General features: G+C 28.4%; 13 protein-coding genes. All 13 read left to right on the top strand.

What is annotated here, in order from left to right:
• The first annotated feature begins 33 nt into the window (after window positions 1–33).
• The 13 genes from BHAMNSH16_RS01595 to BHAMNSH16_RS01535 all read left to right on the top strand — a co-directional run bounded on the left by BHAMNSH16_RS01595 (window position 34) and on the right by BHAMNSH16_RS01535 (window position 15,153).
• Window positions 34–1,011, top strand: a complete 978-nt coding sequence (locus tag BHAMNSH16_RS01595) for a type I phosphomannose isomerase catalytic subunit (RefSeq protein WP_069731677.1) — start codon at window positions 34–36, stop codon at window positions 1,009–1,011.
• 1 nt (window position 1,012) lies between these two features.
• Complete coding sequence (locus BHAMNSH16_RS01590; RefSeq protein ID WP_008729863.1) at window positions 1,013–1,792, top strand: ABC transporter ATP-binding protein; 780 nt, start codon at window positions 1,013–1,015, stop codon at window positions 1,790–1,792.
• 49 nt (window positions 1,793–1,841) lie between these two features.
• Complete coding sequence (locus BHAMNSH16_RS01585; RefSeq protein WP_008729864.1) at window positions 1,842–2,624, top strand: MlaD family protein; 783 nt, start codon at window positions 1,842–1,844, stop codon at window positions 2,622–2,624.
• A 24-nt stretch (window positions 2,625–2,648) separates the two neighbouring features.
• The gene (locus tag BHAMNSH16_RS01580; RefSeq protein WP_008729866.1) at window positions 2,649–3,542 is read left to right on the top strand and encodes an inositol monophosphatase family protein; all 894 of its coding nucleotides are present in this window, start codon (window positions 2,649–2,651) and stop codon (window positions 3,540–3,542) included.
• Window positions 3,543–3,588: 46 nt separating this feature from the next.
• The gene (atpD, locus tag BHAMNSH16_RS01575) at window positions 3,589–5,001 is read left to right on the top strand and encodes a F0F1 ATP synthase subunit beta (RefSeq protein ID WP_069727660.1); all 1,413 of its coding nucleotides are present in this window, start codon (window positions 3,589–3,591) and stop codon (window positions 4,999–5,001) included.
• A gap of 76 nt (window positions 5,002–5,077) precedes the next feature.
• Entirely contained in the window at window positions 5,078–7,930 is a 2,853-nt protein-coding gene (locus BHAMNSH16_RS01570) for a methyl-accepting chemotaxis protein (RefSeq protein ID WP_069731678.1), read from the top strand.
• 19 nt (window positions 7,931–7,949) lie between these two features.
• Window positions 7,950–9,161, top strand: coding sequence for an OmpA family protein (locus BHAMNSH16_RS01565; protein ID WP_039954889.1), 1,212 nt, complete (start codon window positions 7,950–7,952; stop codon window positions 9,159–9,161).
• 156 nt (window positions 9,162–9,317) lie between these two features.
• On the top strand, window positions 9,318–11,360 hold the full coding sequence (obgE, locus tag BHAMNSH16_RS01560; RefSeq protein ID WP_008731204.1) for a GTPase ObgE: 2,043 nt from the start codon (window positions 9,318–9,320) through the stop codon (window positions 11,358–11,360).
• Window positions 11,361–11,397: 37 nt separating this feature from the next.
• On the top strand, window positions 11,398–12,267 hold the full coding sequence (locus tag BHAMNSH16_RS01555) for an Rpn family recombination-promoting nuclease/putative transposase (RefSeq protein ID WP_069731679.1): 870 nt from the start codon (window positions 11,398–11,400) through the stop codon (window positions 12,265–12,267).
• A 246-nt stretch (window positions 12,268–12,513) separates the two neighbouring features.
• Window positions 12,514–13,071: a flavodoxin domain-containing protein gene (locus BHAMNSH16_RS01550; RefSeq protein ID WP_008732833.1), complete on the top strand. Its 558-nt coding sequence runs from the start codon at window positions 12,514–12,516 to the stop codon at window positions 13,069–13,071.
• Between the two features lie 231 nt (window positions 13,072–13,302).
• On the top strand, window positions 13,303–13,782 hold the full coding sequence (locus tag BHAMNSH16_RS01545) for a chemotaxis protein CheW (RefSeq protein WP_008732832.1): 480 nt from the start codon (window positions 13,303–13,305) through the stop codon (window positions 13,780–13,782).
• A gap of 12 nt (window positions 13,783–13,794) precedes the next feature.
• The gene (gene rbfA / locus BHAMNSH16_RS01540) at window positions 13,795–14,151 is read left to right on the top strand and encodes a 30S ribosome-binding factor RbfA (RefSeq protein WP_008732830.1); all 357 of its coding nucleotides are present in this window, start codon (window positions 13,795–13,797) and stop codon (window positions 14,149–14,151) included.
• Between the two features lie 6 nt (window positions 14,152–14,157).
• A complete protein-coding gene (locus tag BHAMNSH16_RS01535; RefSeq protein ID WP_008732827.1) occupies window positions 14,158–15,153 on the top strand; it encodes a DHH family phosphoesterase in 996 nt (331 codons plus the stop codon).
• Window positions 15,154–15,179: the final 26 nt, after the last annotated feature.

Below are 15,179 nucleotides of genomic sequence, written 5' to 3'. Positions count from 1 at the left end.
TGAATTATTTATTTTATCTTATATAATTAGACTATGTATTTACTTGAATTTGATGAAATAGAAAAAGAAGTTATTTGGGGCGGTAATTATTTAGCTTCAGTGTATTTAAAACCTTTTGATAAAAATAAAACTATAGGTGAAAGTTGGGAAATTTGCGATTTGCCTAATGACAATAATATCGTATCTAATGGGGAATTAAAAGGAAAAACTTTATCTTATTTGGTAAAAGAATACGGTTCTGAGCTTTTGGGAACAAAATGTAAGGATAATTATTTCCCATTACTAATAAAATTAATAGATTCAAAAGATAAATTATCAATACAAGTTCACCCAGATGAAGAATATGCTAATAAAAGACATAACAAACATGGTAAAAATGAAATGTGGTATGTTATGGAGACTTACGGCGATGCCAAACTTCTTATCGGACTTAAAGAGAATATTTCAAAAGAGGATTTAATAAAATCTTTTAATAATAATGAAAATATAGAAGGTATGTTCAATTATTTTGATATAAAAAAGGGAGATGCTTTTTATATACCTAGCGGCTGTATACATGCTATACTTGGTAATTCTGTTATAGCTGAAATACAAACGCCTAGCGATGTAACTTATAGGCTTTATGATTGGAATAGAGCTGATAAAAATGGTAAGTTTAGAGAACTTCATATAGAAGACTCATTTAATGTTATAAAAGATATTAATGCTTTTGATTTGAAATCTAATAAAAAAAATCGTTTTAAAAATGAAAAATTGGAAATTAATATAGTATTTTCTAATGATTATTTTACAATAGAAGAATATATTATAAATAGAGATTATGCTTCAAAAACTAATGAAGAAAGTTTTGAAATAATTATAGTGCTTGAAGGAAATGGTTCAATAGAATCAGATATTGCAAATAATATTATTAAACTTAATATTGGAAAAACAGTTTTGATTCCCGCTAGTTTAGGAAATTATTTTATTAAAACAGATGATATTATAAAAATTTTGAGGGTAACTTTATAATATGGATGATATAATAGAATTAAAAGATGTGCATAAGAGTTTTGGTAGTCAGAAAGTGCTTAATGGTGTTAATCTTAAAGTTAATAGAGGAGAAACCTTATCTGTCATAGGAAATTCAGGATGCGGTAAAAGCGTTCTTATAAAACATTTAATGGGATTACTTCAGCCGGACAGCGGTACCATATTAGTAGACGGTCATGATATTAATAGAATTTCTGATAATGAACTTACAGAAGTAAGAAAAAAATTTGCTATGGTATTTCAAGGGGCTGCTTTATTTGATTCATTAAATGTGTATGAAAATGTGAGTTTCGGACTTAGAAGAATAAAGAAAGATATTCCTGAAGAGAGAATAAAGGTCAAAGTTGCAGAAGTTCTTGAAATGGTTGGAATGCCTAATATAGAACATAAAATGCCTTCAGAGCTTTCCGGAGGAATGAAAAAACGCGTAGGATTGGCTAGGGCTATAGCAATGGACCCCGAAATACTTCTTTATGATGAACCTACAACAGGTTTGGATCCGGTTATGTCTAGGGTTATAGATGATTTAATAGTAAAGATGCAGTCTATTCTTAATGTTACTAGTATAGTTATTACTCATGATATGACTAGTGTATTCAGAATGTCTGACAGGGTTGTTATGCTGTATAAAGGACAGATTATTGAGGGAGGCGATCCTGATCATTTGCATGAAACAGATAATCCTCATTTGAAATTCTTTTTTATGAGCAGTATAGCGAAAAAGGGAGAGGATATAGAGAGTATTAGACCGAAGGATTAATATATTTCATATATAACAATAAAATATAATTTTAGGATAAGGAAAAATCATGAAAAATAAAATTAAATTAGGTATATTTTTTATAGTTACATTTATTATATTTGTAGGGGCTATAATATTGTTAGGTAAGATAAAACTTAAGGGAGATGGATATAGAATATATGTAGACTATGTTTTCATAGGCGATTTGCAGGAAAATGGTAAGGTTTCCTATAGAGGAGGCGGAATTCAAATAGGTTTTATAGAAAAAATAGCTATAAATCCTGACGGTACCATTAGAGTAACTTTATTTATCACAGATAAAAATGTTATAATTCCTGTAGGAACTAGATTCTCTATACAAACTGTAGGATTAGGGCTTGGAGAAAAATATATAATGGTATCTCCTCCTGCTATAAACACTACCGGTATGACAAGTATGGCACCTAATACAATAGTAAAAGGTGTTGAACCGTTTAGTATAGAAACTACATTAGGTTCTATAGGCGATATAGGTAAGGATTTAAATTTCCAAGAATTATCAGATGTTGTGAGCAATCTTTCGCAAACTATAAATTTGATATCCGCTGTTATAGTTGATAATGAAACTAATATTAATGATTCTATATCAAATGTAAGTGCTACTTTATCATATGTAAACAACATTGCCAGAGATTTATCTTATGTTATAAATGATATAGAGAAAGGAAATGGTACTATAGGAGCTATAATGAAAGATCCTAAAATACATACTAATTTTAATGAAATAGTTGATAATTTGAGAGTATTTAGTGAGAAAATAAAAGATAATCCATCTCTTTTGCTTTTCAGAGAACCTGAAACTAAAAAATAGATTCAAAAATTTATCGGAGGTAATATGTTAAATGATATTATAGATATTTTTAGAAATGGTTTTTCTAGTAAAAAGAAAAAATCAAATTTTTCTGAGTATGATAATACATTAAATGAAATAAAGCATCTGTCTAAATCAAAATTAAATAAGTGTTTGAAAGATGCTGAGCGTATAGCAATTAAAGCAGGGAAATATTCTTTAAAATATTTCGGATGTCCGAAAAAAGTATCAAAGAAAGGCAAAACTGATTTATTTACAGAAGTAGATTTACAAAATGAAAAGAAGATAAAAGAGTATTTATTAAAATGCTATCCTAAATTTGGGTTTTACGGAGAAGAATCTAAAGATAATAACAGTAAAAAATTTACTTGGATAGTTGATCCTATAGACGGAACAAGCAATTTTATACATGGTTATCCTTTTTACTGTATATCAATAGGGCTTGCTTATAAGGGAATACCTATATTAGGTGTCGTATATGCTCCTTTAACTAATACAGTTTATAAAGCTCATGTAAAATCAAAAGCATATAAAAATAATAAAGTTATAAGAGTAAGCAGCAGTAATAAACTCATAGAATCTCTTATAATAACAGGATTCTATTATAATGCTAGTGTTGATAATGATTTTCTTCATGACAGAATGGTAGATTTTGCTAATATGGTAAAAAGTACTTTAGCTCTAAGAAGAGATGGTTCTGCTGCACTTGATATATGTATGGTTGCTGAAGGTGCTGCGGACGGATTTTTTGAATATGGGCTATCGCCTTGGGATATATGTGCCGGTACTATTATATTAAAACGGGCAGGAGGTACAGTAAGCAACATAAATATGGAAGAATATGATATTTTTTCTAAAGAACAATATATAGCAAGTAATAAAAAAATTCATAAAGAAATGGTTAAAGTACTTGAATAAGTTATCAATAGATATAAAATATATAAAAAAAATTAAGGAATGTTTTATGGTAGAAGGAAAAAGAGGAAAAGTTATTCAGGTTGTAGGTTCTACCTTAGATGCTGAGTTTGAAGAAGGACATCTTCCAGCTATATTGAATGCTCTTTATATAGATAAAGAAATAGAAGGTGTTCAAAGACATATAATTTGTGAAGTACAGCAGCATTTAGGCGGAGGTAGAGTAAGAGCTATATCTTTAGAATCTACAGACGGTATATCAAGAGGAGATGATATATTTGATACCGGTAATCATATAATGGTACCGGTTGGAACAGAAACTATAGGAAGGATATTTAATGTATTAGGACAGACTGTAGATAAAGGTGAGCCTATAGCTGCTAAAGAATACAGGTCTATACATGCTTCGCCTCCTAAATTTGAGACATTAGAGCCTAAACTTGAAATATTTGAAACAGGTATTAAGGTTATAGATTTGCTTGCTCCTTATATTAAAGGCGGTAAAACAGGTCTTTTCGGAGGGGCAGGAGTAGGAAAAACAGTTCTCATAATGGAGCTTATACATAATATAGCAAGTGAGCATGGAGGTTATTCTGTATTTGCAGGAGTTGGTGAGAGAACTAGAGAAGGAAATGATTTATGGTCAGAGATGAAAGAGTCTGGGGTTATTAATAAGACTTGTCTTGTTTATGGTCAGATGAATGAACCTCCGGGAGCTAGACTTAGAGTTGCTTTATCTGCTTTGACTATGGCTGAATATTTCAGGGATTCTGCCGGCTTAGATGTATTATTATTTATAGACAATATATTCAGATTTACTCAGGCAGGAAGTGAGGTATCAGCATTACTCGGCCGTATGCCTTCAGCAGTTGGATATCAGCCTACTTTAGCAACAGAAATGGGGGCATTACAGGAAAGAATAACATCTACTAAAAACGGCTCTATTACTTCAATACAGGCGGTTTATGTACCGGCAGACGACCTTACAGATCCGGCACCTGCTACAGCATTTACTCACCTTGATGCTACTACTGTATTATCAAGAGAGGTTAGTGAAAAAGGGATTTATCCTGCAGTAGATCCTTTAGCTTCAACAAGCAGAATATTGGATCCTAACATATTAGGTCAGGAGCATTATGATGTTGCAAGAAAAGTACAGCATATATTGCAAAGATATAAAGACTTACAGGATATTATTGCCATACTTGGTGCTGATGAGCTTTCAGAAGATGATAAATTAATAGTATCAAGAGCAAGAAAAATTGAACAGTTTTTGAGTCAGCCTTTCTTTGTAGGTGAGCAGTTTACAGGTCTTCAAGGAAGATATGTAAAATTAGAAGATACTATAAGAAGTTTTAAAGGTATATGTAATGGTGATTATGATGATTTACCAGATCAGGCTTTCAGATTTGTAGGTTCTATAGAGGAGGCGGTTTCTAAGGCTAAAACTATGTCTAATTAATGATATTATTTCTAAATAATAATAGTATTATACCGATAAGTTTAATAGTATAAAAATATTTTGTAGGTTGTATAATATGCTTTTTCAAGTAAATGAAGATAGATTAAAAAAAAGATTAAAATTTTATATACCGATTGGATTTCTTATAGTAGCTGCAGTTTCAGTTGGTTCATATTCTGTTTTATTGAAAACAATTTATCTGCTTTCAAGTTCATTAAGAGGGTATATATATATATTTATAGTCTTTTTAGCTTTATCTATAGCAGTAAGTATGTTTTTTGATTGTTTAAATGTTGAAAGGGGAAAATCTATACCCTTAGGAAAAATATATGTCATAAAATCGGGTATTGCTGTAATTTTAGTGGCAATTATTTCATACACTATATATATATTAGATGGAAGCATTACATTATTTGAAATATTTAATATACGGCTTATAATGGTTATATTTTTAATTAGTATGGCTATGTCTGTTGCTTCTATAATCTTTAATATCTTAGTAAGACCATTATACAAAAAAACAGGAAAAAGAGAATATTATCTCCCTATGATATATAATTTCTTGCCTGTATCAATGGCTATAGTAATATTTATAGTTACTTTAATTAATGGTATGCATTACAGATCTGAGATAGTTTATGACAGAGAATATGATATTACAGTAAAAAAAAGTTATGCTAATGATTTTATTAATAATATTTCAGATTCGATAGGAAAATATGTTACAATATCTGATAATATAATATCATATATGAATATGATATATAGATATAATTATACTTTAAATGATTATACTGATTTATTATCGACTTATTTAAGTACTAGATATGCTAATGATAATAATATATCATCTATCTATATATATATAGTGGATATTGAAAATGTTAATATCAATATTAATACTAATGGAATTAATAATTTATCTATAAATTGGGAATATGATATAAATAATTTAGCTAATGTTAATACAAATTTAAGACCGAATTTAGCTGCTAATTATTCCGCAAAATTATCCTCAGAAACTAATTTTTTGATAGATATAACCTCTAATGCGGATACTTTTTATATATACAATCCTATTTTACTCAACAATAGAAATATAGGATTTATCGCTATGGAGATAAAAAGTTCTGTATATTTAGATGTATTATCAAACGATGAGATTAATAAAAATTTGAATATATTTTTAACAGATGATTTATATAATATCAAAGCTTCTAATAATCCTTCATTAATAGGTAATGTTCAAAGGGATTTGGATGGAAGTGCGGTTGGTATAGAAATAAAAAATAATCAGTCTGATAATTACAGAAGCAGTATAGTGGATTTAAATGTTATTTCTTTTGAAGATTCTAATGTGCTTGCTATAAAATATGCTCTGTTTAATAATTTAAATGTTATAAATATGTGGGAGCATAATATCGCTTATGAAAACAAATTATTCAGAAATACTATAATAAAAGCCTCTATAGCAATATATGTAGGTTTATTCGCATTTTTATTAGTTATATTAGCGTTAATACTTTCTTTAAGAAAAACTTTAGTATTTGCTAAGAATGTGTCAGAGTCATTGAGTGAGGGTGAAGGTGATTTAACAATCAGACTTCCTGTTATCAGTAATAATGAAACCGGAGAATTAGTACATTCTTTTAATAAGTTTTTAGATAAAGTAAAAAATATTATAGTTAGTGTTAAAAATAATGCTTATACTTTAACAGGAAATATTCAAAACATGAGAGCTTCTATTAGTATAAGTATCAGCGATTTTAATACTATTTATAAAGAATTTGAAACAGAGTTAGCTAATTCCAATAAGATAGCAGAATCTTCAGCTAATGCTGCCAGAGTAAGTTTTATGCAGCGAACTAGATTCACAGCAGTAAATGAGACAGTACAGTTATTATTAGATAATATTAATGATATTAATAATAAAATGAAGCAGCAGTCAGAGGCAGTAGCTAAGACTAGCAGTTCGGTGCAGCAGATGATGGCTAATATTGTAACAGTAAGTCATGGAGCAACTAAGGCAAATGATTATGCTAAAATTCTATATACAGAGGCTCAAGACGGCAGTAATATAGGGGAATCAGTAGTAGATTCTATACAAAGCATTAAAGAATATTCTAAACAGATAACTAATATTACACAAGTAATACATAATATAGCAGAACAGACAAACCTTTTAGCAATGAATGCCGCAATAGAGGCAGCACATGCTGGAGAACATGGACGAGGATTTACGGTTGTAGCTGATAAGATTAGAAAATTAGCAGAAGATACAGGCGAAAACTCCAAAATTATTAATGATATAATTGAGGAAACAACGCAGGCTATAGATCATACAGTATCTTTGGCATTTAAAAGTTCTGAGTCTATGGAGAAGATTTTGGAAGGTTCTAATACTCTTGCGGATTTAATATCTACAATATCAGGTGCCAATGATGAACTTGATATAGGAAGAAGAGAGATATTAATGAATATTAGTAACTTGAATAATATTACAGAAGATGTACAGGAACTTTCTCTTAAACAAATGCAGATGAGTTCAGCGGTAAGCCAGAATATTTCTAGCGTAGATAAATTGGCAGAAGATGTAGTTAATGTAGTCAATACAGCTGAAAATGAGATGAAAGAGCTAGTAAATTCAATAGAAAATGTATCTAATTTGTCTAGTACAAGCAGTCATAATATGGAGACAATGGATAAAAGAATTAAAGAATTGCAATATATATTTTTGCAGCTTTATAAATTAGTAATTTCTTTCAAAACAGAAAAAACTGAAGAGGATATAGAAAAAGAGAAGATTAAGACAGTTAAAGTAGATAGAAAAAGACTTAAATTAGAACGCAAAGCAGAGAAAGAGAGAATTAAAGAAGAAAAGAGAAGAATAAAAGAATTAAGAAAAGAAAGTGCTAAAAGTAAAAAATAATTTATTGAATATTTATTTTATGAAAAGAGTTAGTTTATTTGTTTTTATATTTTCTATTTTAATTTTTAATATTTTAAATTGTGAAATAACTCATAGATTCTATTGGAATTTAGAAAAAGGAAAAAGAATAGAATCAGTTAAAACCGCCGATGTAGAATATTATGAAAATGGTATATTAACAAGCACATACAAAGAAAGAAATATTGTTGATTTAACTGTTATTGCCATAGCTCCTAAGGGAGGATATAGAGTAAGCGGCGTATTTAAAATATTTAGAATGATGAAAGGAGATAAAGTTTTTCATCTCGATGAAGAATATACAAGCGATTTTATAATTCATACTAATGGTAAATTTGAAGTTCCATATAATTATTTTATGCCTAATGTAAGACATGTACCTACTTTTCCTGATAATGAAATAAAACTTACTGAATCATGGAATAGAGAGTCTATAGAAATTGTTAAAGTAAATAATGCACCTAATTTAACAATGGCTTTATCTTCAGATTATTTATTTGCAAATGTTGAGACTAATGATGATGGAAGCAGAAATGCTGTTATACAATATCATATTATGACTGATAAAGATTTACTTCAGGCAGGACTTTCAAGAAAAGGTTATCCTGAAAGAATATACGGCTTTAATTATGGTACATTTCTTTGGGATATGGAAAAAAATATTCCCGTATCTCAGCAGGAAAGATATCAAATATTATTTGGTTACGGAAAAGAATTATCTTATGCTAGTTTGCAGTATAAGATGAATATTATAAGTACATACAAAATTTATGATACAATAACAAAAGAAGAAGAAGATTATAACAGAAAAAAACTTGAAGATAATCTTTATAATGATGATAATGTTACTATAGATACAGTACCTGAAGGTTTAGTATTAAGACTTGGCGAGATTCTTTTTGATACTGATTCTTATACTTTAAAGCCGGAAGCAAAAACTACTATAGACAACATTATTAAAGCAATCAAAGAAACTTATCCTGATAGAGAAATTATAGTAGAGGGACATACTGATAATACAGGAAGAAAAGAGTATAATCAGGAATTATCCGAAAAAAGAGCAAAATCAGTTGCTGACTATATGCTGCCTAATCTTGAACATGATAAATTATCTTATAAAGGTTTTGCCGATGATGCTCCTATAGCTTCTAATGATACAGCAGATGGAAGAAGAAAAAACAGAAGAGTTGATATTATAATCAAATTAAGATAATTAATATTTTTATATATTTCAGAACACAGCATCATTAAAATTCTATTTTTATTAATAAATAATATATTTATTAGCATTGCTAAAATGATTTTTTATAATATAATAAATAATTCTTATAAAGAAAATAATAATTAAACTATACAAGGTAATAAGAAAATGGATCAATTTATAGATGTAGTAAATTTTTATATAGAAGCAGGACATGGAGGGGCAGGAAGTGTAAGTTTCAGAAGAGAGGCACATGTACCTATGGGCGGTCCTGACGGAGGAAACGGCGGAGACGGCGGAGATGTTATAGTAAGAGTTGATGCTAGAATAAATAGTTTTGGTAAAATAAAAAGCAGAAAAAAATTCAGAGCAAGAGACGGAGAGCCGGGACGGGCAAGGCTGAGCGATGGTAAAAGAGGCGATGATATTATTATAAGAGTCCCTATAGGCACAGTTATTTATGATGAAGATACAAATAATATATTAGCTGATTTACTTGAGGACGGACAAAGCTATACTGCAGCAAGAGGAGGCAAGGGCGGTAAAGGAAATAAATTTTATGCCACAGCTACAAATCAGGCACCAGACTATGCTCAGCATGGTTTGGAAGGCGAAAAATTAAATATAAGGTTAGAGGTTAAGCTCATTGCCGATATTGGACTTGTAGGCATGCCTAATGCAGGTAAATCTAGTTTGCTTGCTAGGCTTACAAGAGCCAATCCTAAAATTGCATCATATCCATTTACTACATTAACACCTAATTTGGGAGTATGTTATTTAGATTATGAGAGAAGTTTTGTTATTGCTGATATTCCGGGCATTATAGAAGGTGCTAGCGAAGGTGCAGGACTTGGACTTACTTTTTTAAGACATATTGAAAGAACAGGTGCTTTATGCTTTGTTATAGATTTAACAGATGAAGATGTAGTTGATACTTATAAAAAACTTAGAAATGAATTAAAACAATACAGTAAAGAATTAATAAAGAAAAGGTCTATTATAGTACTAAATAAAACTGATATGCTTGAAGAAGATGAGATAAAAGAAAAAGTAAAGGCTATAGAAAAAGCAGTAAAAAAAGAATATAAAAATAATAAAGAAACTCATTATGAAGAGCCTGAAATATTTGCTTTGTCAGTATTTAGTTTAGACGATGAACTTCTTGATAAAGTAACAAATGCATTTTACAAAGCAAATGAAGAAAGATATGGTAATACTAAAAAAGAAACTAAAGAGCCTTTGCTTCTTAATCAGAATAAAACTAAATCAAAGTTAAAAACAAAAAGAGTATTTGGACCGGTAGTTTCAAAAAGGCTTGGAAACTCTTTGGGAATAGATGTTATACCTCATAAGACCTGCAGTTATAATTGTATATACTGTCAATTGGGTTCTGAAGAAAATACTAAAACTAATCTTTCCAATTATTATTCTGTTGATGAAATAATTTATGAATTAAAAGAGGCTTTGCTTAATAACAAAAATATTGATTATATAACATTTGCAGGTTCAGGAGAGCCTACTTTATATAAAGATTTAAAGAAACTTATTTATGAAATAAAACAAATAACTGATATTCCTGTATGCATTATAACAAATGGTTCTTTGCTTTATAAACAGGAAATGCGTTCTGATTTGCTTATTGCAGATTTGGTTATACCTTCGCTTGATGCCGGCAACATTGATACTTTTAAGATAATAGATCAGCCTAATAAGGAAATTGATTTTGATAAAATGGTTAATGGTCTTATAGAGTTTAGGAAAGTTTTTAAAGGTGAGTATTGGCTTGAAGTATTTTTGCTTAAAGGTATTAATGATAGTAAAGAAGAACTTGATGATATAATCAAGATAGTAAATAAAATAAAACCTGACAGAGTACAGCTTGTTAGTGCTACAAGAAGAACTTCAAATGAAAAAGCTAAGGCATTGAATGATGAAGAAATGGAAAAGGCAAAGAAATATTTTGAAGCAAATTGCAGTATTGAAATAGATGTCCCTAGTATTTCTGATAAGGCTAAAGGAAATACTAAAAAAATTACAGAAGAAGATATAATAAATTTTTTGATAAGACAGCCTGATACAGTTCACATGATAGCTATTAGTTTTAATGAAGATGAAAATAGAGTAAGTGAATTATTAAAAAAATTAGCTGAAAGCGGAAAGGTGAGAGAAGAAATAGTTAATGGGGTAGTTTCTTATGCTGCTAATATTTGATATAGACAAAACAAATTATTTTTAGTATAATAAGACTATGAAAGAAATTAACAGACTTAATGATTTATTTGTACGATATCTAATTGGTACTGAAGGTGATGAAGATATATTAGAAAATATTGTTAATGCTGTTTTGAATGATGCGGGTTTTGAATCTGTAAGAAACCTTGAAATTATTAATCCTTATAACTTAGCAGAAAATGAGAATTTAAAAGAATCAATATTAGATGTTAAAGCAAAAACTAAAGACGGTAAAAAGATACTTATTGAAATACAGCTGATAGGAAATAATAATTTTATAAAAAGAATATTATATTATATAGCAAAAAATATAGCTTCTGAATTAAAAGAGAATGAGAATTATATTAATATAAATCAGATGATTAGTATTAGTTTTTTAAATTTTAATTTAAATATAGGAAGTGAAACTGATATAAAAAAAGAACATAAATGTCTTCAATTATCAGATATTAATAATCCTAGCCTTAAATTAGATGATTTTCAGATACATTTTATAGAGATTAAAAGATTTGCAGAAATATTAAAAAATGCTAGTATAGATGAATATAATAGAAATAATCTTTTATCTTGGATTGATTTTTTTACTACTAAAGATTTAGAAAAAGATATTAATAGACTAATAGGAGGAAATAGAGTCATGAGTAAGGTAATAGATAAATATAAAAGATTTGTAGCTGATGAAAAAGAGATGTCAGCATATAATGAAAGAGATACTTTTCTTTATGGTCAGGCTGCCATGCTTCAGTATGAAAGGGCAGAAGGAAAAAAAGAAGGTATTAAAGAAAATCAATTATTAACAGCTAGAAATATGAAAAATAAAAACATGGAAATTAATCTTATTAGTGAATTAACTGGGTTAAGTATAGAAGAAATAGAAAAGTTATAATTAAAAAACTTTTAATATATAATAAGTTTACTCGGCAGATATTTTGGTCGAACAATTTTTATTTATAGATAGAAGGAAAATATTAAAAATTGTGAGCGTCCGACAAGTTTCCTTGGCGGAGACTTTAGGCGAACAATTTTTATTTATAGATAGAAAGAAAATATTAAAAATTGTGAGCGTCCGACAAGTTTCCTTGGTGGAGACTTTAGGCGAACAATTTTTATTTATGGATAGAAGGAAAATATTATGTCAAATAAAATTGCTGTGCTTTATAAAAGTAAATATGGTACTACAAGAACTTATGCTAAATGGATAGCTGATAAAGTTCATGGAGATCTTTATAATATTGATAATGTAACTTTTCAAAATTTGGATACTTATGATTTTATAGTATTTGCTGGTGCTTTGTATGCCGGAAAACTTTCATCTGCTAAAGGTATAAAAAAATTCTATGCTAAATTAAAGGGTAGAAAAAATTTATACTGTGTGATAGTGGGACTTACTAATCCTGAAGATAAAGAAACTTATAATAATGCTGTTAATCAGAATTTTAAATCAGATGAGAAAGAAAATATGAAATTTTATTTTTTAAGAGGAAGTATAGATTTTGATAAGTTAAAACTTCATCATGCATTGATGATGTATATGCTTAAAAGAATAATATCTGCTAAAGCTATAAAAACTGAAGATGAAAAAGCATTATTAGAAAATTATGGTAAAAAAATCGACTTCCTTAATAAAACTTCTATTGAAGAAATAGTTTTGGATATAAAAAATAAGGTTAAAGAACTTCAAAGCAAGTAATATATTAATAAAAATATATTATTTATTTTTATATTCTATGATGTTAATGCTATAATCTATAATGACAATAATTAAATAATAATTCAGCTTTATATTATACTTTTATAAGAATTAATTAAATGTATTGTATTTTTATTAAATATAGTATAAAATGGATAAAAACAATAATAAAATTACTTGACTTATGTACATTATATATTATAATTCTTAATATGATTTAAAGGAGATAACATGAGCAGTGCCATATCAAATCAAATACTTGTATTTAAGATAAATAACGAATTATACGGAATAGATATATTAAAAGTTCAGGAAATATTAAATTTTATGCAGCCTTCTCCAATTCCAAACTGTCCTGATTATTTGAAAGGTATTATTAATTTGAGAGGTACTATAATTCTTGTTATAGATTTAAGAGCAAGATTCCATTTTGATGAACCTATGAATCCTGAAAACTGCGTAATTGTAGTTGTAGCGATAGGCGATAAAAAATATGGTTTGGTTGTTGACTCTGTATCAGATGTTCTTACTATAAATAGTGAAAATATTCAAGAAGATATAGATATGCATGTTGGAATAGACAGCAGATATATAATGGGATTGGTTAAAGCTAATGAGCAGATGATTATCTTAGTTGATATAGATAAAGTTTTTGTTAAAGATGAGCTTGATGATTTAACTAATACTGTTAATAATTCTATAGTAAAGTAAGCAAATATTAATATGTCTTCGCATAGAATACTTAGAGTAAATGAAAATATCAAACAGACTCTCTCTATGATTATAATGAGAGAAATAGAAGATCCTAGAATAAAAAATAATCTTGTAACTATCACTAAAGTAGATACCGCAAAAGATTTAAAGAATGCTAAAGTATATTTTGTATGCTTGCATGAGGATAAGCAAAATGAGGTTCTTAACGGACTTAATAGTGCGAAGGGAGTCATATTTTCTTATCTCAAAAAGCAGCTTACTATTAGGTATGTTCCCAATTTGACATTTCATTATGACAAAAATTTAATAGAAACAAATAAAGTATTAACTGATATAAAAAATTTGGATATACCGGAAGAAAATTAATCATATATGGAAAATAATAATTTAACTGTATCAAAAAAACAAATAATAGATAGGCTTTCAAATGCTGATAATGTTACTATTACAGGGCATAGGAATCCCGATTGTGATTGTATATGTTCAGGACTTGCTTTATCTTTAATTCTCAAAAATATCTTTAATAAGAATGCTTATGTTGTAAATACTGATAAAATGCAAAGAGATTTGCATAATGTAATGTTTGTTGATAAAGTAATTTTTGATGTAAATGAAAATACTTTACCTAAAAAAGATGTTTTGGTTGTTCTTGATTCAGGAGATATAGATAGAATCGGCTGGATTTCTGAAATATTAAATGAGTATAATGAAGTAATATTTATAGATCATCATAAAGTTAGAAATATTAATGGTGTTACTATGTTTTATGATGATACTACTGCAGGTGCTACTTGTGAGATAATAGTTGATATATTTCAAGACTATTTAGAAAAATTTGATTCTTATATAGCAACTCTTCTTTACTGCGGTATTTGTACTGATACAGGAAGTTTTATATTCAGCAATACAACAGATAGAACTTTACTTTATGGCTCTAAATTAATGAAAGTAGGGATTATACAGGAAAATCTTGGTAATGTTGTGAGAAAGAGATATACTAAAAATGATGTTGCGGCTTTAATGGAAATATACAGAAGAATGGTTATAGATGATAATAAAAAAATAGGTTATATATGTTTGGAAGATAATATTTGCGGTACTAGTATAAAAGAGCTTGCGGTTAGTGCTTCAGATACACTTATTCAGATGGACGATGTTCTTATAGGTTTTATTATTCATGAAAATGAAGATAATTTTAGAGTGAGTATAAGAAGCAGATGTTCTAAAAATATTAGAGAAGTTGCTGAAAGTTTCGGAGGCGGAGGACATCCTAAGGCATCTGGTTTTTCTGTATCAAAGAAAGATTATACTAAAGAAAATTTAATAAAAGAAATAAATACTAAATTAATTGATTTATTGGCTTCATAATTTTTTTAAATCTCAAATAAGTATAA

Source organism: Brachyspira hampsonii (genome assembly GCF_002214805.1).
GTDB lineage: Bacteria > Spirochaetota > Brachyspiria > Brachyspirales > Brachyspiraceae > Brachyspira > Brachyspira hampsonii.
The sequence above is the reverse complement of the archived record's forward strand: the minus strand, read 5'-3'. Positions and strand labels throughout refer to the sequence as shown.

Bases quoted from the DNA above. Each gene is read 5' to 3' on its own strand.
- BHAMNSH16_RS01565 (WP_039954889.1), top strand. From the start codon at position 7,950: ATGAAAAGAGTTAGTTTATTTGTTTTTATATTTTCTATTTTAATTTTT.
- BHAMNSH16_RS01595 (WP_069731677.1), top strand. From the start codon at position 34: ATGTATTTACTTGAATTTGATGAAATAGAAAAAGAAGTTATTTGGGGC.
- BHAMNSH16_RS01550 (WP_008732833.1), top strand. From the start codon at position 12,514: ATGTCAAATAAAATTGCTGTGCTTTATAAAAGTAAATATGGTACTACA.
- BHAMNSH16_RS01580 (WP_008729866.1), top strand. From the start codon at position 2,649: ATGTTAAATGATATTATAGATATTTTTAGAAATGGTTTTTCTAGTAAA.
- atpD (WP_069727660.1), top strand. From the start codon at position 3,589: ATGGTAGAAGGAAAAAGAGGAAAAGTTATTCAGGTTGTAGGTTCTACC.
- obgE (WP_008731204.1), top strand. From the start codon at position 9,318: ATGGATCAATTTATAGATGTAGTAAATTTTTATATAGAAGCAGGACAT.
- rbfA (WP_008732830.1), top strand. From the start codon at position 13,795: ATGTCTTCGCATAGAATACTTAGAGTAAATGAAAATATCAAACAGACT.
- BHAMNSH16_RS01585 (WP_008729864.1), top strand. From the start codon at position 1,842: ATGAAAAATAAAATTAAATTAGGTATATTTTTTATAGTTACATTTATT.
- BHAMNSH16_RS01555 (WP_069731679.1), top strand. From the start codon at position 11,398: ATGAAAGAAATTAACAGACTTAATGATTTATTTGTACGATATCTAATT.
- BHAMNSH16_RS01570 (WP_069731678.1), top strand. From the start codon at position 5,078: ATGCTTTTTCAAGTAAATGAAGATAGATTAAAAAAAAGATTAAAATTT.
- BHAMNSH16_RS01590 (WP_008729863.1), top strand. From the start codon at position 1,013: ATGGATGATATAATAGAATTAAAAGATGTGCATAAGAGTTTTGGTAGT.
- BHAMNSH16_RS01545 (WP_008732832.1), top strand. From the start codon at position 13,303: ATGAGCAGTGCCATATCAAATCAAATACTTGTATTTAAGATAAATAAC.
- BHAMNSH16_RS01535 (WP_008732827.1), top strand. From the start codon at position 14,158: ATGGAAAATAATAATTTAACTGTATCAAAAAAACAAATAATAGATAGG.